Raw genomic sequence first — 25,143 nt, 5'->3', positions numbered from 1 at the left:
GGCTGGTGATATTTTTATTTATATAAATTGCGTAATGTGATGTCTGCCTGAGAACCACGTAGCAAAATCAATATGGCGCAGAAGCAAACAACGACAGCAATAACAAAGGGAAACCCTTGAAAATAGAGAGATTGTCCTTGGCTAGATGAAAAATGCAGCAATAATGCTCCCAACAGCGGTGAAGCAGTGATAGCCAGACCCAACATACAGTTCTGTGCTCCCAGATATTCCCCTTGTCGCTCATTACCGGCACGCAATGAAATCAAAGCACGAAGCGTTGAATCGCTGATCAACGCCAGTGCATGCAAAGCAATTGCACCAGCAACAATAAGTGGTGATACCGCCAGGCTATAAGCGATAAACGCCAACATATAGAGTCCGTAACCGATGATCGCTGTGCGGTATTCGTTACAGTGCGCTACGAACATTTTTAGCAACCAAGTTTGCGTTATGATGATCCCGACGCCGAGCCCGGTGAGAGCCAGACCGTTTTCACGTGGTCCCCAGCCCAAACGCATTTCATTGAGTAAGACAAAACAGGCCAGAAAAATGCCATAAGCCACCATGCCAAGAGCTGAAGCATAAACCAGTCGTCTCAATACCCCATCCGTCGCCAGTAGTTTCAGGCTGCCCAAAGGGTTGGCACGGCGCCAGTCGAACGAACGCCGGTTCTCTTTGGTCAGACTTTCGTTCAGAACGAACATAGCGGCAATAGCGTTCACGGCTGCCAGTGAGCCAGCAATCACAAACGGAAGGCGCGGTGCAATCATGCCCAATAACCCTCCGAAGGCTGGCCCGGCAACCATGCCGAAGCCAAGAACACCACTGACCAGACCGAAACGCGCTGCCCGCTGTGCTTCTGGTGTCACATCTGCTACGTAAGCTGATGCAGCGGAAGTACTGGCGGCAGTGGAGCCTGAAAGAAATATACCGGCTACCAGCCATCCTAATGACGGTGTTGTCGCCACCAGCGTATAGCTCAGCGCTGTGCCAAACAGTGTTGAAAGTAATACCGGCCGCCTTCCCCAAGCGTCGCTAAGCGCCCCTAACAATGGGGCGAAAAGGAACTGTGCAAAAGCATATAGTGAGACAAATAACCCGATTAACGGCACACCCGCTTCCGGTGGTTGAGGGGCAACCTCCCGCAACAGATCGGGTAAAACCGGGAGTACAATCCCGATACCCAAAGCATCCACAGCCAATGTCATTAGGATCACGGCCAATCGGCGTTTATGCTGGCGGTTTTCAGGAAGGTGAACCGTTGGGGAAGAATCATTCATACCTGTCCTCCTTTTATTATTGACGGAAAGTGATGGATTATCGCCCGCGATACATGTGCTACGTGCTCTTCCATCAGGCAGCTATAGTGATTCCCCGGCACTTCTGCGATACGAATGGGAAGGCTGGAGAACTTCTCCCAACCCCAGGCATTGGTCTCGCGGATCTCCGGCACAACAACCCCTTTCGGTAGTGGTTCCACCGCTTTTACTAACAGCATAGGAATTGGCAACTGTACGGGTATTGGACGATATTTCGGTGACATATCCGACGCAGCCCGATAAACATTGAACAATCCGTTAATTGAGCCCATATCATTCTGCGCCTGAATCAACGAGAAACGTTTTAGCTGCTCTTTGATATAGCTTAGTAACGCCTCGCGGGGTAATGCACGCATTTCGTCGTCATCCAAGCTGTCGATCATTTCCAGTCGGTCAGTGTAGTAGGCAAAAATACCAAGAATAACTTTGGCAATATCAGCATCTTCCTGATACGGAACCGGTGCATAGGGTGGCGCGGCAGAGTCGAGTAGCACCAGAGAACCGATGCTTTCTCCCTCAGCATGAAGCTGCCGTGCCATTTCATAAGCCACTTTGCCGCCCAATGAATGACCTCCGATATGATATGGCCCCTGTTTTTGAGCCGAGCGCAAACAGGCAATATAATGTGTTGCTATCTCTTCCACCGATTGGTGCGGCGCAGTTTTTCCATCAAGCCCCAAATATTGCATACCGATAAATGGCAGTTCTCGTGGTAATGCCGCGGCCAGGGGCATAAATTGGGTAACATTGCCTCCCATACCCGGCACACAAAAGAAAGGTGAATAATTACCATTACCGCCGTGATTAATTGGTACCAGGCAGTAGCGGATATGAGCATTTTCAGGAGCCAGGCTCTTTTTATCGTCAGATAGTGAACGGACAACACGTGCCATCGTCGGCTGTTCGAGAAACTCCGCCAGCGTCAGACAGTGCTGGAAATGGTCACGCAAACGGGAGATCATCTGCGTTGCCAACAGCGAATGACCGCCCAGCTCGAAGAAATCATCTTCCAGGTTAATCGTCTCTTCACCCAGTAGCTCATACCACAATTGACGAACTGCTTCCTCTGGGCTGGCAGAATCAGATATCGCCGATGAATTCTGCAATTGTACGCGCCGAACAGGAGTAAATTTACTGACAACGACCTGTGCTTCCCTTCCGGCAATAGCCAGATCGAAAATAGCGCAGCCTTCTTGATTACTGAGACCAATCACACTTTCTTGACGGCGTGCAGCATAATCCACGGCCATACCCACTTCTGCCCAGGTATCCCAGTTAACTGACGTTACCGGTATAGTCTGCTGTCGCCAGTAGTGTGCCACAGCATCAAGATAACGGTTCGCCGCCGCATAGTCTGCCTGACCCATTCCACCTACCAATGAGGCAAGTGAAGAGCACAACAGAACAAAGTCGAGAGAGTCCTGACTCATCGCCGTCATCAATTGCTGTGTACCACTGACTTTTGCCGCCATCACATGCCGCCAATCCTGCGACGTGCCATGCTCCAGCAATCCACTGGCTTCAATACCCGCTGAATGAATCACACCGTTGATAGCACCAAATCTTGCTCGCATCTGTGCCAATGCTTCATTTAATGCCACACCGTCAGCAACATCAGCGCACAGCATCATGATTTCAGCACCAGATTTCCGTAACACATCGAGTAAAGCTTCACTTGCCGCATTAGTTCCCCGGCGGCTCAAAATACCGAGTTTAACCTTACTGCATTTATTGCTGATGTGACGCGCCAGTGACTGACCGATACCTCCCAGCCCACCAGTAATTAGATAAACACCGCCATCACGCAGAATTTGCCGGTGCGGGATCTCATCAAGCTCAGTAAATGTCTGCAATTCACGCTCACCCTGCTTAAGCGTAATGCTGGTAACTGGTATTCCTTCTGTTGCTTCTTCCGGTTGCATATCCGTATACAGTTCCGCAATCAGCGATTGATATGTAGCAACAGTGTCATCATCCAGATCGATATGACGTGCAGAACACCCCGGGTACTCGGCCGCCAATATTCCGAGCAAACCAAGCGCGGGTGCGGCATTACAGGCTTCCAGCACCTTGGCTGCCTGTAACCCACGGGAAATTAGGGTAATATTAAAAACCCTGTGATGACCGGTAAGCGCTTTAATTGCAGCCGCCAGTTGTTCAAATGCAGCCTCTGGTTGAGAAATTCCTGCCGCAGTCCAGCACCAGATAATACGTTCTGGTAGCATTTGTTGCTGTATCAGACAATCTATCAGTCGTTGATAATCTTCGGGCTGATCCTTACGCAAACGAAAGCGGTAGGTACTCTGTTGCAGAAATTCATCAGCATCTTCAACAACGATACTGCCGGGCGCCGCCGCTTCCCATAAATCACTCAGCTCAGCGGCTTGGGCACCAAAAATCAACCACGGCGCATGATTCTGTTTTGCTTCGCCTAGAGGCTTCGGCAACCATCGAGGGTAACGACACCACCGTACTACATTCGACTCGCTTGCTGGCTGGAATGGTAAAGAATTGAACTGCCGTAAATTGTAACCGTGGATTTCAACCAGCACCTGCTTGCAATTCTGGCTCTCATCCCAACTAAATAGCGTTATGTCATAAGTCCGTGGAGCCGTTTCAACCGCCAGACTGTAAAATTCGGCGCATAATGGCTGGTGCAGCGTCAGCGAACCATAATGGAACGGTATTGAAGCATCACCCGGCAACAGACAGGCATGTAAGAACACCGTGCCTAAGTCGAGCAAAGCCGGATGTAATGCAATATCAGGCAAATCATCGATAAATGCCTGATTGAGTCGCAACTGTGCCAACGCACAGCGATCACCCATCCACACACCTGCAATGCATTGCCAGCGCGGTCCATAGTCAGCAAATGCCTGATTGAACCGCTCCGGCGCCTCTGCAACTGCTTCAAGCTGCAAATTCCGACGTAACTCATAAGGTGAAGCAATCTCTGCTGGTGGAGAGCATACGGCAGTAACGTTGCCGTTTGCATGAAGTTGCCACATATCATTACCATCATCGCGAGACTCCAGCGTAAAGGCAAAGCTACGATCAATGGTGGTCAAGCTGATGCGTATCTGACGTTCAACACCTGACGATAGTACCAACGGTGAGGGGAAGTAAACTTCACTGAAAGTAGCTGTGCCCCCGGGTTGCAATTCGTGAAAAGCACGGCGCACTAATTCCAGGCAACCTGTGCCCGGTAATACACCTTTCCCTGCGAAAATGCGATGTTCATCAATAAACCAGACATTATCATCTAGCTTACAAATAAACTGTGTGACTCCCTCTCTATCTGATAACTGTGTGAAAGCCGGTAGTGTATTCATTACTGCGGCTGATGTAGTGACAGGAGGTGCCAGCCAGAGATGTTGGCGTTGGAAGGGATACACAGGCAGTATAACCCGATGTAATTTGTGTGAATGACCAAATGCAGCCCAATCGATAGCGACTCCTTGCTGCCATAATTGCCCGATGGTATTGAACAGTACCTCTTCATCCAGTTTCTGCTGGTGAGTATGGCGCATCGTGGTTAGTGTCTGAGCCTGGCCTTTCTGCTGTAGATCTTTCAGCATGCTGGTCAGTGCACGCCCTGGACCGACTTCAAGCAGGATTGGATTGTCAAAATGGTTCAGCAACGTAAGAATACCATCATAAAAGCGTACCGGCCGACGCAGATGATCTCCCCAATAACCAGAATTATCGCGATCTTGTTCACTGAACCAACTGCCACTGATATTGGATATCATCGGAATGGTACTGGATTGTAGCGTGAAGCCTGCGCTGAATTCCCGCATCTGTTGCGCGGCAGCATCCATCAATGAACTATGAAATGCATGTGATGTCGTTAGTCGCCGGCAAGAAATATCTGCCTTGTTGCATTGCTCTTCCAGTACCGCAATATTGTCATGGCTGCCAGTTATCACGCACTGTTCAGGCCCGTTGAGCGCTGCAAATTCACACTCTGGTGCCAGCGAAACCATACGTTCAGATGATGCCTGTACCGCCAGCATTGCCCCTGTGGGCTGGCGCTGCATGATTGCAGCTCGATTTGCTACCAATGCCAGTGCATCTTCCAGCTCAAGCATACCCCCTACACAGGCCGCAACCAGTTCACCGAGGCTATGACCAATCATTGCTTGGGGGGTAATACCCCAAGCTTGTAGCTGGCGGGCCAGCGCATACTCAACAGTGAACAGCGCAGGCTGAGTATAACGTGTAGCATTTAACCGGCTGACAGCATTGTCGCGTTCCGATTGCGGATAAATTAACTGCCTGATATCCAGTTTGATGTGTGGCTGTAGCAGTTCGGCACAGCGATCAAATTGCTGGCGGAATACACCATTACGTAGATAGAGCGATTGACCCATTTCAATAGACTGACTGCCTTGTCCCGGAAACATAAAAATCACCGATCGAGGCTGTTGTTTGCGACTCATAGTCTTAGTCTGTGGTGATAGTCGGCGTAGTTGATTGATTAATTGCTCCCGATCTCTTCCCACAACAAAAGCACGCTCACTGAAAGCGCTGCGTCCTTGTTGCAAAGTCCCGGCAATATCCGCCAATGGCTCATTACCGGTAGTCAGTGCGACTGCCAAGCGTTCCCCTTGCTGAATTAGCGCTTGTGGCGTTTTCGCTGAAATCGGCAGCAGATGCCAGCACTCGTTATCTAATATACGGACATCTTGCTGACGCGGAGCTTCCTCCAGAATAAGGTGCGCATTAGTGCCGCCAATGCCGAAAGAACTTACACCGGCACGACGTGGCTTACTTGTTTGCGGCCAAGGGCATGCTGTATTGATTACAGAAAACGGGGTCTGTTCGAAGTGGATCGCAGGATTGGCTTGATGATAGTGAATACTTGGTGGCAAAGTCTGGTGACGCAGCGCCAACACGGTTTTGATTACACCGGCTATACCGGCAGCAGCATCAATATGTCCTATATTTCCTTTCACAGAGCCTATTGCACAACTCCCTACAGGTAACACTTCACCATCAGATTGTTCCAGGAAAGCCTGAGTCAGCGCACGTATTTCTACTGGATCGCCTAAAGAGGTCGCCGTACCATGTGCTTCGATATAACTGATGCTGGCAGGCGATACCCCGGCATTACGTAGTGCGTCTTTGATCACTGAAGATTGGCCGTCAATACTTGGTGCCGTGTAACTCACCTTTTGTGCACCATCATTATTGACAGCAGAACCTTTAATTACCGCATGGATGGTATCGCCATCTTCTAAAGCAGCGGACAGACGTTTTAGTAATATCATCCCACCGCCACTGCCGCTGGCTGTACCGTTGGCCGCCGCATCAAATGGTCGGCAAAGGCCATCTGGAGACATAATTCCACCACTGACATGGACAAAGCCAACCTGTTGCGGGTCCAGCGCTACAGCACCTGACAATGCCATGTCACATTCACCGCGTCGTAAGCTTTCGCAGGCAAAGTGAATAGCGGTGAGTGATGACGAACAAGCGGTGCCAATACTGACAGCCGGTCCGCTAAGGTTCAGCTTGTAAGCAGTACGTGTAGCGATAAAATCCTTGTCATTACCTATTTGCCACTGACCGGGGTCGAGGTGCATCCGGTCTTTATTTGGCATGACGTTTTCCAGCAGGTAATAATTGAAGCCACTGCTACCAAAGACAGCTACTGAACGCGGTGTACTATCATTGCCGTAGCCAGATAGTTCCAGCGTTTCCCATGCCATTTCAAGAAACAACCGCTGTTGCGGGTCCATCACCTGCGCTTCACGTGATGAATAACCAAAGAAACGTGCATCAAACTCCGCACAACCCTCCAGCAAACGTGCGCGTTTGACAAACTGTGGGTGACTTAACAGCGTTGGATCGACACCACGTTGTAACAATTCCTCGTCAGACAACTCCACACTGGCATCGTAACCTGCCAACAACTGCTGCCAAAAAGTGTCGAGATCTAGCGCTTGTGGGAAGCGGCCAGTCATACCAATGATCGCAATGGCATTGCTATCCTGAGTCGAAACATCCAACGTTGGTCTTGCTCTCTTTTCAGTGACTATCAGCGGTGTGACTGCGACTGCAACAGGTGTTTTTTGCTGCGATAGCGTGTCCAGTAGTTGAGCCTGTTGTCGAATGGTGGGATGAGCGAAAATATCGGTCACAGACAAGCCTCCACCAAACGCCTCATTCAATTGCTGGAATAGCGCCATAACCCGTAGTGAGTGGCCGCCAGCATCGAAAAAGTTTTCGTCATAACCGATCTCATCCCTCTCCAGCAGTTCACGCCAGATAGCCTCAACGCGACTGAGTGATGACACAACTTTGGCTGACAAAGGAGAAGATTGATGCTGACCGGCACGTGTCAGTTTCATTTCAGCCAACGCTTTCAGATCGACTTTTCCCGTAATACCGGTAGGCAGGGCATCAAGGAAGAACAGCGCTGTTGGCACCATCACTTCATTAACCTGTTGGCGTAATTCGCTCAGGATCTCACTGCGGCTGGTTTCGCCGACAATGTATCCCGCCAACTCTTTATTCCCTTGGCTATCGGTGATCGCCAGCGCTTCGGCCTGACGTACACCCGGTAACGCACTTAGGGCGGCACGCACAGCATTCAGTTCAATTCGATGACCACGGATTTTTACCTGACGGTCAACCCGACCAACAAACTCCAGTGCGCCATCCATGCGTTGGCGCACCATGTCGCCGGTACGGTACATACGAGCCTTTAATTGTGGTGCAAAGCTATCGGGTAAAAACACCTCAGCGGTTTTTTCATCCATACCCAAATAGCCCTGTGCAACACAGGTTCCCGCTAAATAAAGTTCACCCATTTCCCCCGGTGCCACGGGCTTTCTCTGTTCATCAAGCAGATGGAAGCGGACATCGCCCATTGGACGCAGCACTAGATTTTGTCCTTCGGCATGATAATCGGTAAGGGATACCACAATCGCACATTCAGTAGGGCCGTATCCATTCATCAGCCTGCGCCCTACAGACCAACGTTGGGCGACTTCGGGCATACAAGGTTCACCGGTTACGATAAGCACCTGGAGATTAGGCAGCGGTACTAACGGCACTATCGCCAACGCGGAAGGTACAATCCACATATGCGTAATCTGTTTATGTGCCAGCCACTCTGTCAGATCACTGCCAGGCAACAGTTGCTGTTTCTTACCGAAGACCACGCAAGCACCCGCTACAAGCGCTGGAAAAATTTCTCCCAACATCACATCAAACACGGGCGAGGAGTACTGCACTATGCGAGAAGAAGGTTCAAGCCTCAGCTCATCGCGGATTGCCAGAATGTTATGGCAGACACTGCGGTGGGTGACAGCAACACCTTTCGGTTTACCCGTTGAGCCAGAAGTGTAAATAACGTAAGCACAATCATCCGGCTGACAGATCGCCTCCATAGTCATATAGGGTGCATTGGCTATATCTAACTCATCGATATTAATTGCCGCCAGACCAAGACGCTGGCACAGAGGCGCTGTTTCATTTCGGCACAATATCGCTTTTATTTCCGCATTATTAATCACATACCGATTTGCTGGTTCGGCGTTATCAGGAGCCAGCGGCACAAACACCGCACCGATCCGGTTAATTGCCAGCATCGCCGTGACATTATGTGGATGGTGCCCCATCAGAATGCCAACTCGATCACCACGGCCTACACCTGCTTGTTGTAGTCGCTGCGCCACATATGCCGTCAATGTATCAAGCTGCTGATAACTCAGACTTAATTCATCACTTTCCAGCGCCACATGTTCACTATACCGGGACAGGTTCTGCTGAAATAACTGAAACAGCCCCTGTGGTTTATCAACAGCGAGTTCTGGTTGAGCAATATCGCCAGAATTAATCGCCAACAAATCAGCCAATGCAGTATCTGGTTTTTCAATGATTTGTGGCAACATAGCCAGCAAATGCTTACTCATCCGTCCCAGAGTAACGGCAGATAACACCCCCGGCATTGCCATAAAGTGAGCGTAAACCTGACCATTTACCCGGTTAATAGCCAGTTCCAAATCAATTTTGGCGCGATAGTCCCCCAACTCGACGTCTGAAACCTTCATGTCCCCCAATGTTGCATCGTTTGATTGATCCAATTCACAGGAAAAAATAGTTTGGAAAACAGGATTTTTACCTGCCATACGAGGCAAATTGAGTGTTTGTACCAAATAATCGAACGGCAAATCACGATTTTCAAGGATGTCGAGACTAACCCGTCGCGTATGCATCAAGAGTTGCTGAAAAGTTTGCAACTTACCGCTATTGATACGTACCGGCAAAGTATTAGCAAAGTAGCCAATCAGCGCATCCCATGCAGGTATGGTGCGCAGCGACACCGGTGTTCCGACTATAAGATCCTGCTCACCACTTTGCTGGCGCAACAGGAGTGCAAATAAACTCAACCAGACCATAAACGGTGTACAGTTTTGCTCGCGAGCCAGTTTCTCTACACCTTCAACATACACCTGGGGAACAACACAACTTATTGCAGCCGCTTCGTCAGTTGGCGCAGCCATCTCATTCAGTATCAGAGTCGCTGGCGCATCCGCCAATTGTTGACGCCAGAAATGAATCTGTTGCTGTACCGCTGGTTCAGTCAGTCGAGTGCGCTGCCAGGTAATGAAATGCCCATAGTTTGCTTCCAACACGGGTAGTGTGGGGACCTTACCGACCAGACGTGCCTGATAGCAGTGCCGTAACTCATCAAAAAGTATTGCCAGCGAACGGCCATCGGAAATAATGTGGTGCAGAGTAATACAAAGCACATGCTCTTGCGGGGATAACGTAAACAGTACTGCACGGATGAGTGGCCCATTGGCGAGATTGAAACTTGCCATCACTTCTTCCCGCAACTTCGGTGCCAGAGCTGACTCATCGCCGGCGATATTTTGCTGGCGCAGGGTTAGCGTTAATGCAGACGCAACCTGATAACTGGGTTCAAAACTGGATGTTCCATCCGGCCCGCTTACTTTGCTGACTTGGCTAGAGAATGTGGTACGCAATACATCATGACGTTGCATGACGTCATTCAGCGCTTGCATTAATGCACTAAAATGCAGATTACCATGCAGTCGCAATGTGAAAGGCAAGTTGTAACTGCAATCATCCGGCCGTTGCATCGCAATCAACCACAAACTGCGCTGACCGAATGAGAGTAAATCACTGACCTGTGAAACGTGTTGCACAGTAATACTCTGTTTCGCACCGCTCTTTTTAACGCTGTCCTTTTCAATACTGTCCAGTAACGAGGCTAACCCGACGATAGTCGGATGATTGAAAATAGTGGAAAGCTTAAGCTGAACATTAAATGTCTTATTGATCTGTGTAATCAGATTGGCAGCAATTAATGAATTGCCACCACAATAGAAGAAATTATCTTCCGTACCGATGACCTGAACCCCTAATGCTGTTCTCCATAATGCCAGCAATTGTTCTTCACAGGCGTTAGTCGGTTCTGCCATAGATTCCTGATTTTCTGGTAGCGAAAAATCTGGAACTTGCAAGCGCTTGCGATCAACCTTCCCGTTAGGGGTGGTTGGTAATTTATCGAGAAACACCAAAGCACGCGGCATCATATGGCTGGGTAGCCGCAGGGACAAATAACCACGTAACTTGTCAGTATCAGCCGATGACACAACATAGGCGACCAGCACTTTATTATTTGTACTGTCATTACAGGCGACAACCGCACACTGGCGCACATCTGCGTGTTCCAGTAATGCACTCTCCACCTCGCCTAACTCGACGCGAAAACCGCGAATTTTAACCTGATGATCACTGCGTCCCATGAAATCAATAGTGCCGTCAGCCAGGAAACAGCAAATGTCTGAGGTACGATAGAATCGCGTACTGCTATTATTGTTATTGTCTGCCACAAAACGGCCTTGGCTATCGAATTTGCCGGTAATAAATTTCTCTGCCGTGAGTTGAGGATTATTGAGATATCCTTTTGCTACGGTAACACCCGCAATCAATAATTCACCACTAACGCCAATCGGCACTTGTTGCAGGTGTTTATCAACAATGAATAGCTCACAGCTAGCCAGCGGCCTACCTAATGGAATTACTCGCCCGGCTTCCAATGGATGTGTTTCTGGATCAAAAACAGTGCTATCAATGGTTGCTTCAGTTACACCGTAAGAACCCAGAATACGCGCGTCTGGGCGGCACAGCGCTTGTGCTGCATGCATCTCATGACCGAACCAGACATCAGCTCCACATACCAGTGTTGATAATCCATCCAGACGTTTCCCATTATCCTGACAGAACTGAATTAATTGACGCAGTACCACAGGAGGAAAATCACCGAAGGTCACGCCTTCGCTCATCATTAAGCGGTGCATTTCAGGGGCATCTAGCAACCACTCACGCGGACACATAACCAAGCATCCACCACAGCCCAGAGTACGACTGAAATCCCCTATACTGAGATCGAAAATAGGTGCAGCAAGTTGTAGTGATACCGGCTCACCGGGTTGGGTGAAACGATAGTCATGGCACCAGGCATGGAACGATGCATGCAGACTACCGTGGCTTACCTCTACTCCTTTTGGATTACCGGTTGAACCAGAAGTGTAAATAACATAGGCTGAATCACTCTCCTGAACTGACCAGATTGGTTGCACATCCGGCGGCGCTGGTTGACGAAACAGCCCATCAACTTCCAGCACAATGGCACGAAAATCAAGCAAATTAACAGCATCCTGTTCACTGGTGAGGATCAGTACTGGCTGTGCATCATTTATCTTATCGGCGAAGCGAGGATCAGAGGGGGACAACGGCACATAAACCGCACCGGCAGAGAGAATAGCGTAAAAAGAGATGACAATTTCTGGCCGGTAGCTCATCAATACTGCAACCCGGCTACCCGGCCCAACGCCACACTGGCGCATCTTCGCGAGCAGGCATTGCGCGTACTCGTCCAGTTGAGCATAGGTGAAACGTTGATCACGCCAAACAATCGCTCGTGCATCTGGATTATTACGCACCTGTGACTTGATGCGTTCAGCTACTGAAATAAATTCCAATATAGGTAGAGGTTCTGCCGGCCGAGAGAAGCGAGCCAGTGTTTCCAGCTCTTCTGGCGGCAACATGCTACATGTGGCGACAGAACGTTCAGGTTCACTTAACAAGGAATCCAACAATTTCTCATAGTGATTCACCATGCGAATAATGGTGAGGTTATCAAACAAATCGGTATCAAATTCAACCAGACAGAGTAGTGAGGTCGGGGATTCTTCTATCGATAACGTCAAATCATATTTAGCAGTATCAGAATGGATAAATTGTATTTCTGCTTCTAATCCACCCAGTTGCAATGCTTGTCCCGGACTCTTCAAATAATCAAACATAATCTGAAAAACAGGGGGATGGCTCAGAGAACGCAGGGGCTGTACCACATCGACAATCTCATCAAACGGCAAATCAGCATTTTCATATGCATCAAGCAATATATCGCGCGCTTGGACCAATAGATCACTGAAACTTATCCCTTTATTAAAGCGAAAACGCAGTGGTAACAAATTGATAAAAAAGCCAAGACGGACATGTTCATCAATACTGTGACGATTCGCAAATGGGCTGCCAATAACGATGTCGTCATCGTGTGAATAACGATTCAGTAATACTGCAAAAGCGGAAATCGCCACCATATAAGGTGTTAATCCATAACGTTGGCAGATTTTAGAAATACGTCCAACGAAAGATAGAGGAAGTGACGTCTGATATACCGCGCCACATCCCCGTTGTTCCAATAGCCGCGGCCGATCTGTGGGTAATTTATGTAATTCAGGCAATTCCGCGAGCTGTTTTCCCCAATAGCTGCGTAAGCGTTGCCGACGGGCGCTATTCATATGAATATCTGTTACAGAGTCACTGACATGCGGGTAGGTAATTGCTGCCAACTTAGGTTGTTGACCGATTTTATACTGGTTATAGGCATGGCTAAAATCATTAAGAAAAACGTGAGTAGACCAATCATCAAATACAATATGGTGAAGCGTAAATATCAACTGATGATCGTTTTCTTGCCGACGAAGCAATAAACAACGAAAAGGCAAATCGTTACTGAGATTAAAACAATATCTGGCTTCGTTATTATAGATTGACTTTATTTTGGTTTCGCATTCTTCCGGGGAGTAATAGCTGAGATCACTGATACGTAATTCAGGCCACTGCGGATGCAACGTTATCTGCAATTCTCCATTGAGAACATGAAATTGTGAACGCAACACGGGGTGACGCTCAATCATAAAAATAATAGTTTGTTCAAGCGCTTTCCTATCTAACGTACCACGCAAACGTAACGAAAATGGCACGTTATATAATGCTGAGTCCATATTTCCTTGGCTAATAAGCCATAGCCTGCGTTGAGCAGGTGTTGGCAATAAGAACGGAACATTTGATGAGGTGTTTGAATGATTACTCACAACATTTTTCCTAAGATAAAAGGGTTCTTGAAGCTTAGTGATTGCCGTAAAAACTATCGTTCCTGGTTGTCGGCCGTTTTCGTGACAAAAGCGCTACTGGGAACACGTGTCACTCTGTTCTAGCGGGGTGAAATCAATCAGAATGATAGTACGGACTCCAACGCTGGAGTTTTCATCGCAAGTTACGGGATTGATGTAATGACAAATCGCTGCATCGTCGATGATGTAGCTATCAAGGGGATCATTAAGGGTAAAGCGAGTTATCTTATGAGCAGGGACTTCTTCAAGCTGGCAATTTGCATAAAAAGGCGGCGCGATATGCGTTGCACCGCCTTCGACATTGTAACGTTCAATCAAATGTACAGCGGTGAACGGCTGACCATCACGATGGAAACAGTTAGGCGTAATTTTTGCCGGTTTACCAGGTAGTGCTTGCATTCGGATCAAATGTACACCACACAGCAAACGGGAATAATGCTCTGCCATGCCGGTTAGACTCAGATCGTGCCAAATGAGTTTATTAAGCAGTCCTTTATTCAGTATTTCATCAGGCATGCGCAGGAATTTACGTACCACGCCACCAAATTCAGGTTGATATTCACTTCCCTGATGATAATCAATCTCTATACTACCATCTGGCTGCTGATGACCTGTTTTCCAATCAATAGTTTCTGTTTCACGGCTCCACACTCCTTCACAATAACTGCGGTGACGACCATCTTCACCAAATCGATCTAACGGCAGTGACTTCGATAATTCACACAGAGAGATAAGATCGATTTTTTCACTGTCAGAAAGGTCAAGATCGGTGGCATTGAAAGTGGCAAACCCTTGTTGATGCAAGCTGTTGCGGATATGTGCGGTAGTAAGACGGTAACTATCTGGTGCGTTAATAAATATATTCCAGCCCATTGTAATATCTCTTTATTAGGGTGAACTACGATGACATCGTATTAAATTAATTACGATATCTTAGGAAAAACCAGTTAATACTAATTAACTTAAAAGATTATTTAGTTATATTTAATGATTTAAAAAAACACCTATAAATAAGAATATCTCGATTTCGCATAGTAAGTACAACAACATTGCCATGCTTTTTGTCGATCTACAAAATCAATCAATCAATTTCTGACAAGTCAGATAGTAAAGAATATTGCTAGATAAATGAGAGAGATAGTTTTAAATCAATAGGCCATTAGACAAATCTACTATAGTATAACAACCGTTTTTTGAGTGAATTAATCACCTCAATAGCATTGCCTTTCTTGCTGGGTGAAACAATAGCGTCCTCCGACAATACTTTGACATCCATCTTTCCTTTATCATCCCTGGCTAGCAGCGCATAAGGATTAGTAAAGTCAATTTTTTTATCTAAATTCTTCACTGATCATTTCATGACTCGAAAATCCTAACTCATTATTAAACATCATTATTTTAACCCTTTTTTAATGGGTGAAGCGCCTTTGCTGTAACTTCCGCCAATCATATAAACAGCCTAACAATAAAAATATTTTCATTAAAATTTAATTAGAAAATAGATCGCAGAATATACAATGTCAACTTGGGTTTTTATTTTTTATTTGTCAAAAAAAATTTACATATAAAGGGGTGTTAGAATATTATATTATTTTTAATTGATTTTAAATCTGGTATATCATCAACTCAAGAAATTAATGGACTATCTAGTGCCAGTTTAGCTAGTAAAGGCTTGTCAGTAATAAAATTCTGCCATTTATATTTTTTGAATATAAATAGATTGCCAATTTTTCAAATATCCATCAATTCTTACTATCTTCGGAAGAAAACGTGGATTTAATTTTTCATGCTAATCTTTTATTAATACGATCTTTGTCTGATTATTCCTTGTAGGAACGGCACTATACTCATTAAATTCTATCTTCCATTTATCTGTTTTACGGATTTTAGTATTAATACTGGTACTCAACATGGATTAAAATAGATCTTTAAACCATATGAATAATTGGGGAATTATAATAAAATTGGGGTAATGGTACTGAACGTGGTGTGTTTAATGGTAACTAATATGCTTTAAAAGTACTTATAATATAATTATTAATTTTTTCAATAAGTTAATTTAATAGGAGATATATTTCTACGTTATTTGTTTTTATTTTTTTTTAGATTAAATATAATGCTAAAATACATAATCAAGGTGAAGAATGTAATATATTATTGATGTGTCTTTATCTCTCAGGGATAAACTTTTGATAGAACCAGTCGTGGACCAACTCAAGAAATATTTCTCAGATAGAGCATTTAAGACACTGTAATCAGATCGGTTTTTTATTGGAAATCGTCGCTGGACTAATTGCTTATACATTCCAACCTAAAAACCGAGCTTGAGTTTACGGGATTGTGATATCGCTATTTTTAAACGAAACCGAGATTAATTAAACCAAAGTGCCGGATAAAAAACAGCACGTTGTCAATGATCTGAAGAAAGTCCGCTCTGCGGACTTTCTTCCTTAAAGGTGGAAAGCTATGCGCTTACCTGTTGGAAGAGTCACCTCAAGGCTCAATTCACCGCCCAATGCTTTCACATAGTGCTTAAGTGTTGATAGCCTTGGATCATTGTCAGCTTGTTCCATCCGAGCAACGGAAGGCTGTTTAACCCCTATAACAGCGGCCAATTCTGTTTGTGAAATTTTTAACTCATCACGCAGTTGGCTAAGGGCGATCTGGATACTGGCTTCTTCGACCCGTTCCGCGACTCGTGCCTGCATTTCAGGACTTTCTTTAGCCAACAGTTCTCTGTAAGTAGCCATGATTATTTTTCCAGTTTCGCAAGATGTTTTATGAACCCAACCGTAGTGGATAGTTGGAGACATTGCTCGTCTTGGTCCTGCACACCCATTAGTTTGCAATTAGAAGAAATATTTAAATCTGGCGCGTGCGCCGTAGCGTCGGTCATTATTACTGTTGGCAATTTTGTTGTTGGCATTTGCTTCCAGCATAGAGACGTAGGCGCCAAGATAGAGATTAAAGTTTTTCATATTCATAATATTAGGAATCTGATATGACATATGGATGGTATTTATATCGTATTTACCCGGCTCATTGAATGGGTGATTAATATATGCGGTTGTATCGTCAGTATTGAACGTTTTGATATTGTTATGGGCATAGATATAACCCAGTTCGAAACGATGCCACATCACATTAATTCCGGTAGTGAAATTATGTTCATCTGAGGCATCCAGATAGGCGGTATTCAGGTTAGCGACAATGCCATCATCAGGATCGGTCTCCAGACCGTTCCAATTTAATGTCATGCCGTAACCATTGCGTCTGGATTGATCGACCCATTGCCCTTGATTATTCTGGTAGCCATAGGCGTTATTGACGACATTACTCTCCATCGCTATGGCTGCACTAAACTGATCTTTTTTCCAGGCTGCTACCGGGCGCAAATAGGCGACATTTTTTTTATTTTCCAGTGTGTTGCCGTGGTAAGTGTTATCTCGGAATAGCGAAGTGCCATCTTCAAGTAGAGTATTGAGTTCGAAATACCAGTTGCCAGCGTATTTGCTCAGCATCAAGTTGCCCCCGCTGTTACTGCGGCCACGTCCTTCTTTCATCATGTAGATATAGCCGAAACCATCGGCATACAAATCATTGGCGGTATTACCAGAATACTGAATAAAAGTATCTTGGTTGAGTGGGAACATATCGTAAGCTTCAAAACGCCCGATTTTTACCTGCCAGTTTTTCTCATTGCCGAAGAAAAAAGCGGCGTCGTCGAGATTCATTTTGCCAGTCATGTCTGCTAATGGTTGCACTCTAAAGCCGGCAAAGTTGTTGTTTTGATCACGGCGGTAACCGTCCAGCCCGATCAAAATGCGGCCATTAACATTCCAACGCTCTTTGTCGCCAGGTTTCCAGTCTTTATTATCGCTGGTTTTAAGTGAAGTAAGCTGACCGGTTCGGCTGGCGCTATCGAGATTGAATTCTACATCGCCGTACAATTTTAGATCGCCAAAATCATTCAATTTCAAGTTGCTGGTTGATGAAGCACTGTTTTCCAGCGGAGTGGTGCTTTGTGCTATTTGTATGGTCTGTTGTTTGGTTTCGATAGCGCGCTGTTCTAGTTGCTGTGCGCGTTGCTCGGCGGCAGTGGCTCGTGCTTCTGCTTGGGCAGCTCGCTGTTCTGCTTGTTGCAGTCGCTGCTCCAGTGCATCCAGGCGTGCCTCGATGCTATTGGTGGGTGAAGCAAGGGCAGAGGCTGAAAATATTAATCCTGGTATGACAATCAGATAGTGAAGGTTTTTCATGATATGCTATCCTTTTGGGATATGAGTTATTATATCGTAGTTAAATTATCAAGCTGGTTTTTGGGCTAAAAGATAATTGAGTTGATTAGCAGATCGCAATCAACTCTACTAACCAGATAAAGCTATTGTGATCGAATACTCAAATTCGGTATGAAAGATAAGTAACGGTGGAATGGATTTCCACCACCGAGTGGTCAAGGTTGCGTTTTCAAGATCAACAGGAATGATTGGCATGGTACGAAAGTGCTGGAATTGTTTGTCAATGTTAAACAAAGGGGGCTGTCAAAGTTGTTGTTATTTGAAATGAGAAAGAGTATCTGAAGTAGAAATAATTGCATGAATTAATCATTTTTCGAAGTGTGGAAATGATACATTTGATTCTATTATTTATAGAGATAAATTCATTAAAATCAATCTGTTGGGAATTATATTTTATCTTATCATTTTTTAAATTTACTATTTGAATGATTGGTAATATATTCAAAAGGTTATGAAATATATTTTTATATGTTGATATCCTACTGATTGCATTATAATATCAGCGCTGTTTGGGATGATAACTTCATAATAATCATATAGTTAAATTTTTTGCTACCCTTTTTGTGATCATTCCCGCATTACTACAGTTTTTTTTATGATAAAACATAAGAGATAATAAGCTAAATTTTTATAAAATATCAGGATTGATGCTGGATGATGTCGTCAATTCAGCTTTATCTATTGTTTGATATGAGGAGGTCATTATTGATATTCATCACAAAACATAATGAATTCTAATGTGAGCATAAAGGCTCAAGTTCGATTGATATAATACGTGTTATTATTGAGGCTATGTCTTGGTTAAACATAAAAATACCTAATGAAAAGCTTGTCGAAAAAATCTGATTATCAAAATAATTTAGCAAAGTAATGAATTATTCCTATGTCTTATCATTGCAGAGCTCAAAGATATAGGTAAGAACCTATTTTTTAATTGTATTGTGATTATATTGTATTGTAATCATGGAAATGCCGGTGCTTGTTGGCCCTACTCTTAACGAATGGCGGTTGTTCATCGGTTGGAGTTTTTTAAATGGTGTCACATTATGTTCAGGACAATGATAAAAATTTAGGGAATACCATGACGACCGAAACCATTTCTGGTTATGGAGATAATTTTTCCCCCCATGTTAGGTGTATATACCCAATGGATTTCAAGATGCATCGCGACGGCAAGGGAGCGAATCCCCGGGAGCATAGCGAACTATGTGACCGGGGTGAGTGAGTGCAGCCAACAAAGAGGCAACTTGAAAGATGACGGGTATAAACGTAATTAAAAATTGTGACCGTATACCTCTGTCTTTTGCAATTCGTGTAGGCAATAGCCCTACATTCACTTCTTATATCGGGATCTATAGTCTCTCAAGTAATCATGAACGGGACTACCCCGTATTCGCTTTTTTATCAAGCATTAAGCGCAATAACGACAACTACCACGTTAACTATTTGTGAGGAAAAAGAGAGTGATAGACGTACAGATCAATGAAGTACCTCTTAAGGAACACAGCCCTTCAATTAATGATTGTTTGGATGAGCAAAAGTTACTTTATGACATGCTGCTGTCACGGGAATTTGATAATCGTAGTGCGATAGTCACACGACAAGGTCGAGCTTGGTTCCATGTGTCGGCTGCTGGACATGAAGGGTTGGCTGTGTTGCCTCAGCTTATGGAAAAGAATGATGTACTGGTTCCTTACTATCGTGATCGGGCATTAGTATTAGCGCGTGGTATGTCTATTGTTGAAATGACAAGGGAACTTATGGGTAAGGCCACTTCTCACTCGGCCGGCCGAACCATGTCGAATCATTTCTGCTCCAAAGAGCATAATATCTTCTCGGTAGTCAGCTTGACCGGAACCCAATGTATTCCCGCGGCTGGAGCCGCCTGGGCAAGCGTGTTGGACAATAAAAATGGGCTTGTCGTGTGTGGTGTCGGCGATGCGGCGACTCGGCAGGGAGAATTTTATGAAGCGGTCAGCTTTGCAGTTGAAAGGCGTTTGCCGGTAGTCTTTGTGGTTTCCGATAATAAATTGGGTATTAGTACCTCAACGGAGAAGATGGCTCCGTATCGGTTGGGAATATTTAACGAGTGTTTGATTCGCCGTGTTGATGCCCGCAAACCGGAAACTTTGTTTCCTGTTGCACAGGAGGTATTCAATAAGGCGAGATTTGAGCGGACTCCCTGCATATTGGTTTGTCGTATGGATCGGTTAGATTCTCATTCCAATTCAGATTCTCACAAACTGTACCGTACCCCGGATGAACTGGAGGTACTACAGGATCCTATTGAAAATTATGTCGCTTATTTAAAGGAAAAAGGAGCGATTACCGAGCAAGCTCTGGCTGAACAAAAAGAGCGCATTAAAGCGGATGTCGCGGAAATATTTGAGCGTGTTTACCACGAAGAAGAGCCGGATCCTGCAAGTGTCAGTACCTATTTATGCAATCGTGAAGGAACGCCTACCGTACATGTTGAGATGGAAGCCGAAGAGACACAGGTCAAAGCGGTAAATCAGGTTTTGGACGAGGCATTGAGTCAGCATCCGAATGTGCTGCTATTTGGTGAGGATATTGAAGATCCTAAAGGTGGTGTTTTTGGTTTCACCCGTGGCTTATCCACTCGCTATCCTGATCGTGTTATTAATGCTCCCCTTTCAGAAGCCACAATTATTGGTTCGTCTGTTGGATTGTCCGCCTGTGGTTGGCGTCCGATTGTTGAACTGCAATTTATTGACTTTGTTGGGCTAGGTCTCAATCAGTTACAGTCACAACTTGGCACTTTAAGTTGGAGAACGGTAGGAAAATGGCGCTGTCCGGTAGTGATATATGCTCCTTATGGCGCTTATCTCCCTGGCGGCGGTATATGGCACAGCCAAAGCTCGGACGGTATCCTGGCGCATATTCCCGGTATTAACGTTCTTGTTCCAACGACACCGGCTGATACCGTCGCATTGTTCCGTACCGCGTTAAGTCTGGATATGCCGAGTCTGATCCTGATCCCTAAACACCTTATGAGAGAGCGCCATGAGCGTCGGTTGGTGAGTCCGGTGTCGCTTGGGCAGGCAAATATCGTCAGGGCAGGAAAAGATATTACACTGGTTGCTTGGGGAAATACGATTCAACTTGCGACTATGGCAGCTCTTCAGGCGGAAAAAGACAATATTGACATTGAAGTGATTGAATTACGTAGTCTGGTACCTTGGGATAAACAACGGATTGCGGAATCTTTACGCAAAACCGGGCGGCTTATCGTTGTACAGGAGGATACCCGGACGGCCAGTGTTGGTGCATCCATTATTGCTGATATTTTGGATGAGAATGACAATTTCTTCTCTTTATTGGCACCTCCGCGCTTGGTGACGCGTGAAGATATTCATATTCCTTTTAATCCTTGTTTAGAGAAAGCTGTTTTACCCGGCACGGATGACATTTTGGCCTCCGTCTATGCGGTAATGAGCTAAGGAGAACTTATGGCACAGTTGCTTATTCCCCCGATGGGAGAAGGAACCACTGAAGTCGTCATCATCCAGTTACTTAAGCAGGTGGGGGATCATGTCAAGCGTGATGAACCTGTTTATGAAATGGAGACGGATAAGGCCGCCTTTACTATTGAGTCTGATGTTGAGGGGATCTTGGAAAAATGGTTGGCGGCGGAAAATGATATTATCCCTGTTGGATCGCCTATTGCAGTCATCAGAGCTGTTGGCGAGATGGCAGAGCCTTCCTCTGTCAGTGAAGAGTTAACGCCTCCGCCGGAGAAAATGGAGAGAGTGGCGGAGGAAGTAGAAAAAATAGAGAAAGTAGAGGCGGCTCCAGAAGTATCCGCTCCTCCTGCGCGTATTCCGCCAAAAACCCGTCAGTACGCACAAGAACACCAAATTGAGCCGCACATTCTTAGCCAACTGGCGGAAAAACATGGGACATTATTGCCTGGTCATATAGATGATTACCTCCAGCAGTACCGTGAAACTAAGCCGTCAGAAAAGAGCAATGCAGAAAATGACAATGTGGGTTTTCTGTCCAGAGATCAGCAGCGTCTTAATCGTGCAATACGGTTAAATAGTGCTACGGTACAACCTTGTTGGGCAGCTAAACCACTACCGATTGAGCTTGTTGATAACGCCATTCATCATTTAACGGAAACCTCCGGGCAACAGGAATGGATAACGCCATTTCAGGTCATCACTTATGCGATTTCTCAGGCATTGAAAAAATTCCCGATGTTGCGTTCGAGAGCGCTGGATCAAGAGCGTTATCACACTTATACGGATATCAACTTGGGTATTGCTTTTCTGGATGAAAAAGGCGATTTGAGCTCGTTAAAAGTACCGGAAACGCAGACCATGAGCTTTTTTGAGTTCAGGCAACACTTGAATGGTGTTCTTGATCCCGATGTGGAAAAACTGCCCGTTGATATTGATGTTCCTATGATGATCTCGTATACCGGCAACGATGGTGCTACCTTTGCTGTACCTGTTATTGTGCCGCCATCTCAGTCAACATTGTTCATCGGTGCGCCTCACAACAAAGAGATGAACCTCGTTCTGGCATTTAATCACTATCTGCTCAATGGGGTAGAGGCGTCTGAATTTATTACCGAGATTATTACTCAGGTTCGTGTTCTGTCTGGGCCACGATCTACCGCGCATCAGATAGAAGGTAAATCAGGTAAATCGGTTTCCGGGCAATTACGCACGCTGCTGGCGGATTTCCTGAATTGGGACGAAGATTTTACTGAATCAATGATGCAGCGCACTTGGGCTGATTTGGGCATTGATTCGCTCAAGGCAGTAAAACTTGCAGAGTTGATGTCGGCGCATTTTCGTCGAAAATTATCGCCGACGCTGTTCTGGCGTTATAGCTCGCCGCATCGATTGATTGAATATCTGGACGTTTCCAAAACTGAACTGACTGAGAATAAACATTCCTTAGATGACTTTATTAATGCGATGCGTAGTCTTGATGGCGAAGCAGCATTAAGGTTACAGCGCCTCATAGAAGGAGGAAAGCATGGATAATCTGTATCACATATATCATTCGCTTAGTCCGGATGAACAACGGATAGCTAAATCTGCCTTGTTGGAGCATTTAAGTTCCATGACTTCCTCAGTAAGTAGTGCGGGTGATACGAAACAGATGCCTATTGCTATTGTGGGCATGGCTTTCCGACTTCCTGGGGCGGAAGATTCTCCAGAGCAGATGTGGGAGATCTTAAGATCTGGACGCAGTGTGATAGAAGAGATTCCAGAGCAGCGGTTTGCATCCGGAAAACCTTACGTCATTCCGTTACCTAAAAAAGCCCTGAAAGCGGGGTTACTCAATAGTATTGATGGTTTTGATGCGCCATTCTTTGGTATTTCTCCGCGAGTTGCGGCCATGATGGATCCGCAACAGAGAATGCTATTAGAGCTGACCTGGCAAGCGATCGAAGATAGTGGCGCCAATCCGCTTGGCTATTCAGGATCAAAGACGGGTGTTTTTATTGGTTCGTGCAGTAATGATTATCGTGAACTTGTTGCGGCCGATATGGCGATGGCAAATGCTTATGCAACGACAGGGACACTGAATTGCCTTCTGGCTAATAGATTGTCATTTTATTACAACTTTATTGGTCCAAGTTTGCAAATTGATACCGCGTGTTCAAGTGGATTGACGGCACTGACTCAAGCGGTGAATTCATTGCGTTCAGGGGAATGCCAACAGGCGATAGTTGGCAGCGTTAACCTATTGAGCAACACATTCAACATGGCTGCTTATTACCGGGCGGGAATGTTATCTAAAGATGGCTGTTGTAGGGTTTTTGACGCGGATGCTAATGGTTTTGTCCGTGGTGAAGGGGCTGTCTGTCTATTCTTGAAAACGCAAAAACAGGCCTTAGAGGATCGGGATCCGATTTATGGATACGTTCGGGCATCGGCAGTCAATCATGGCGGACGTGCTAATTCATTGACTTCACCTAATCCTGAGCAGCAAATTGCGTTGGTTAAAGATTGCTTGCTACAGGCTGGAATTTCTGCGGAACAAATCAGTTACCTTGAAGCACATGGAACGGGAACCTCGTTGGGTGATCCCATAGAATTTAATGCGCTTAATGAAGTCTTTAACCATGACAATTCAGGGGAGATGCCACAACCTTGCTATATTGGTTCAGTAAAAGCCAACATTGGGCATTTAGAAGGCGCTGCGGGGTTAGCTGGCATCGTTAAAGTTTTATTAATGTTGCAGCATAAATCTATTGTACCTAGCGCCGCGTTTCAGCGTTTGAATCCTGAAATTGATAGTGTGGGTTCGCGTTTACAACTGGCTACAGAGGAAAATCCTTGGCAGGTTGGGGTAGGGCAAAAACGTTTCGCTGGACTTAGCTCTTTTGGATTGGGTGGCAGCAATTCACATGTCATTCTGGAAGAGGCGCCAACTCAAGTGCAGCAACAGATTAAAGCCAATTTAGAGGGGTATTATTATCCCATCTCGGCTAATAGCCAGGCATCGTTACAAAAAATGGTGGCTATACTAGGGGATTTTATTGAGAACGATGAAGGCATTGAACTGCCAGCGGTTAGCTGGACATTACAGTTTGGTAGGGCAGCGTTATCTTATCGGGCATTATTTGTTGCAACATCACGGCAGGATCTTCTGAAGCAGCTACGGGACTTTGCTTCGTCTGCTTCAACTAAAGAAGATCAATGGCTTCATATGGCAGAGGATGACTCTCGATTTTTATGGTTACGAGGTCAGGATATAGATTGGCGTACCTGCTGGCCTTCCGGGCAGAAACCGTTGCGTATTCGATTACCCAAATATGCTTTTGAACATCGGCGTTACTGGTTACCTCACAATGAATCCGTGGTTGCAAAACAGTAGGCAGTGAAGCGAGACAGGAAAACCAGAGAGCATGATGAAATAATTGTAGAAACCCCACAATCTCGGCAGAGGTTGTGGGGTTTCTTTTGTTTATGGCTTTAGCCAGTTTAAGTAGCGTAAGCTTCTTAAACATAAAACCCCCCGCTATGCGGGTGGAGGCCAAGGGTTATACCAAGAAAAACACCTTTCCGTTACGATATA

General features: G+C 45.7%; 9 protein-coding genes. 3 read left to right on the top strand and 6 right to left on the bottom strand.

Going from position 1 to position 25,143, the window contains the following annotated elements; all coding sequences use genetic code 11:
* Nucleotides 1-14: 14 nt before the first annotated feature.
* From ACGF5R_RS12630 to ACGF5R_RS12605, 6 genes are all read right to left on the bottom strand, one after another.
* Entirely contained in the window at nt 15-1,280 is a 1,266-nt protein-coding gene (locus tag ACGF5R_RS12630; protein ID WP_262980567.1) for an MFS transporter, read from the bottom strand.
* Nucleotides 1,277-13,747: an amino acid adenylation domain-containing protein gene (locus ACGF5R_RS12625; RefSeq protein WP_387691136.1), complete on the bottom strand. Its 12,471-nt coding sequence runs from the start codon at nt 13,745-13,747 to the stop codon at nt 1,277-1,279. Before ACGF5R_RS12625 ends, ACGF5R_RS12630 begins: the two co-directional genes overlap by 4 nt.
* Before the next feature lie 93 nt (nt 13,748-13,840).
* Nucleotides 13,841-14,659: a 2OG-Fe dioxygenase family protein gene (locus ACGF5R_RS12620; RefSeq protein WP_112877906.1), complete on the bottom strand. Its 819-nt coding sequence runs from the start codon at nt 14,657-14,659 to the stop codon at nt 13,841-13,843.
* Nucleotides 14,660-14,945: 286 nt separating this feature from the next.
* The gene (locus ACGF5R_RS12615) at nt 14,946-15,134 is read right to left on the bottom strand and encodes a hypothetical protein (protein WP_112877907.1); all 189 of its coding nucleotides are present in this window, start codon (nt 15,132-15,134) and stop codon (nt 14,946-14,948) included.
* A gap of 1,102 nt (nt 15,135-16,236) precedes the next feature.
* A complete protein-coding gene (locus ACGF5R_RS12610) occupies nt 16,237-16,536 on the bottom strand; it encodes a helix-turn-helix domain-containing protein (protein WP_387691134.1) in 300 nt (99 codons plus the stop codon).
* 99 nt (nt 16,537-16,635) lie between these two features.
* The gene (locus ACGF5R_RS12605; protein ID WP_387691132.1) at nt 16,636-18,042 is read right to left on the bottom strand and encodes a carbohydrate porin; all 1,407 of its coding nucleotides are present in this window, start codon (nt 18,040-18,042) and stop codon (nt 16,636-16,638) included.
* A 1,502-nt stretch (nt 18,043-19,544) separates the two neighbouring features.
* On the opposite strand from ACGF5R_RS12605, the gene ACGF5R_RS12600 reads away from it, so the two are divergent.
* From ACGF5R_RS12600 to ACGF5R_RS12590, 3 genes are read left to right on the top strand one after another with little or no spacing between them, the layout of a single operon-like run.
* Nucleotides 19,545-21,542 carry an alpha-ketoacid dehydrogenase subunit alpha/beta gene (locus tag ACGF5R_RS12600; protein WP_228900291.1) on the top strand — a complete coding sequence of 666 codons (1,998 nt, stop codon included), beginning with the start codon at nt 19,545-19,547 and terminating at the stop codon, nt 21,540-21,542.
* A 9-nt stretch (nt 21,543-21,551) separates the two neighbouring features.
* Nucleotides 21,552-23,099 (top strand): biotin/lipoyl-containing protein, encoded by a 1,548-nt coding sequence (locus ACGF5R_RS12595; RefSeq protein WP_112877912.1) that lies wholly within the window; start codon nt 21,552-21,554, stop codon nt 23,097-23,099.
* Nucleotides 23,092-24,942, top strand: a complete 1,851-nt coding sequence (locus ACGF5R_RS12590) for a beta-ketoacyl synthase N-terminal-like domain-containing protein (protein ID WP_387691130.1) — start codon at nt 23,092-23,094, stop codon at nt 24,940-24,942. The genes ACGF5R_RS12595 and ACGF5R_RS12590 overlap by 8 nt, the downstream gene beginning before the upstream one ends.
* Nucleotides 24,943-25,143 lie beyond the last annotated feature (201 nt).

Source organism: Photorhabdus sp. RM71S, from assembly GCF_042879355.1.
Taxonomy (GTDB): Bacteria; Pseudomonadota; Gammaproteobacteria; order Enterobacterales; family Enterobacteriaceae; genus Photorhabdus; species Photorhabdus kayaii.
Note: the sequence above shows the minus strand (reverse complement) of the source record. Positions and strands in the feature narration are given on the sequence as shown.

Excerpts from the sequence above, each read along its gene's own strand:
- ACGF5R_RS12590 (WP_387691130.1), top strand. The coding sequence starts at position 23,092 with ATGGATAATCTGTATCACATATATCATTCGCTTAGTCCGGATGAACAA.
- ACGF5R_RS12620 (WP_112877906.1), bottom strand. The coding sequence starts at position 14,659 with ATGGGCTGGAATATATTTATTAACGCACCAGATAGTTACCGTCTTACT.
- ACGF5R_RS12630 (WP_262980567.1), bottom strand. The coding sequence starts at position 1,280 with ATGAATGATTCTTCCCCAACGGTTCACCTTCCTGAAAACCGCCAGCAT.
- ACGF5R_RS12595 (WP_112877912.1), top strand. The coding sequence starts at position 21,552 with ATGGCACAGTTGCTTATTCCCCCGATGGGAGAAGGAACCACTGAAGTC.
- ACGF5R_RS12605 (WP_387691132.1), bottom strand. The coding sequence starts at position 18,042 with ATGAAAAACCTTCACTATCTGATTGTCATACCAGGATTAATATTTTCA.
- ACGF5R_RS12610 (WP_387691134.1), bottom strand. The coding sequence starts at position 16,536 with ATGGCTACTTACAGAGAACTGTTGGCTAAAGAAAGTCCTGAAATGCAG.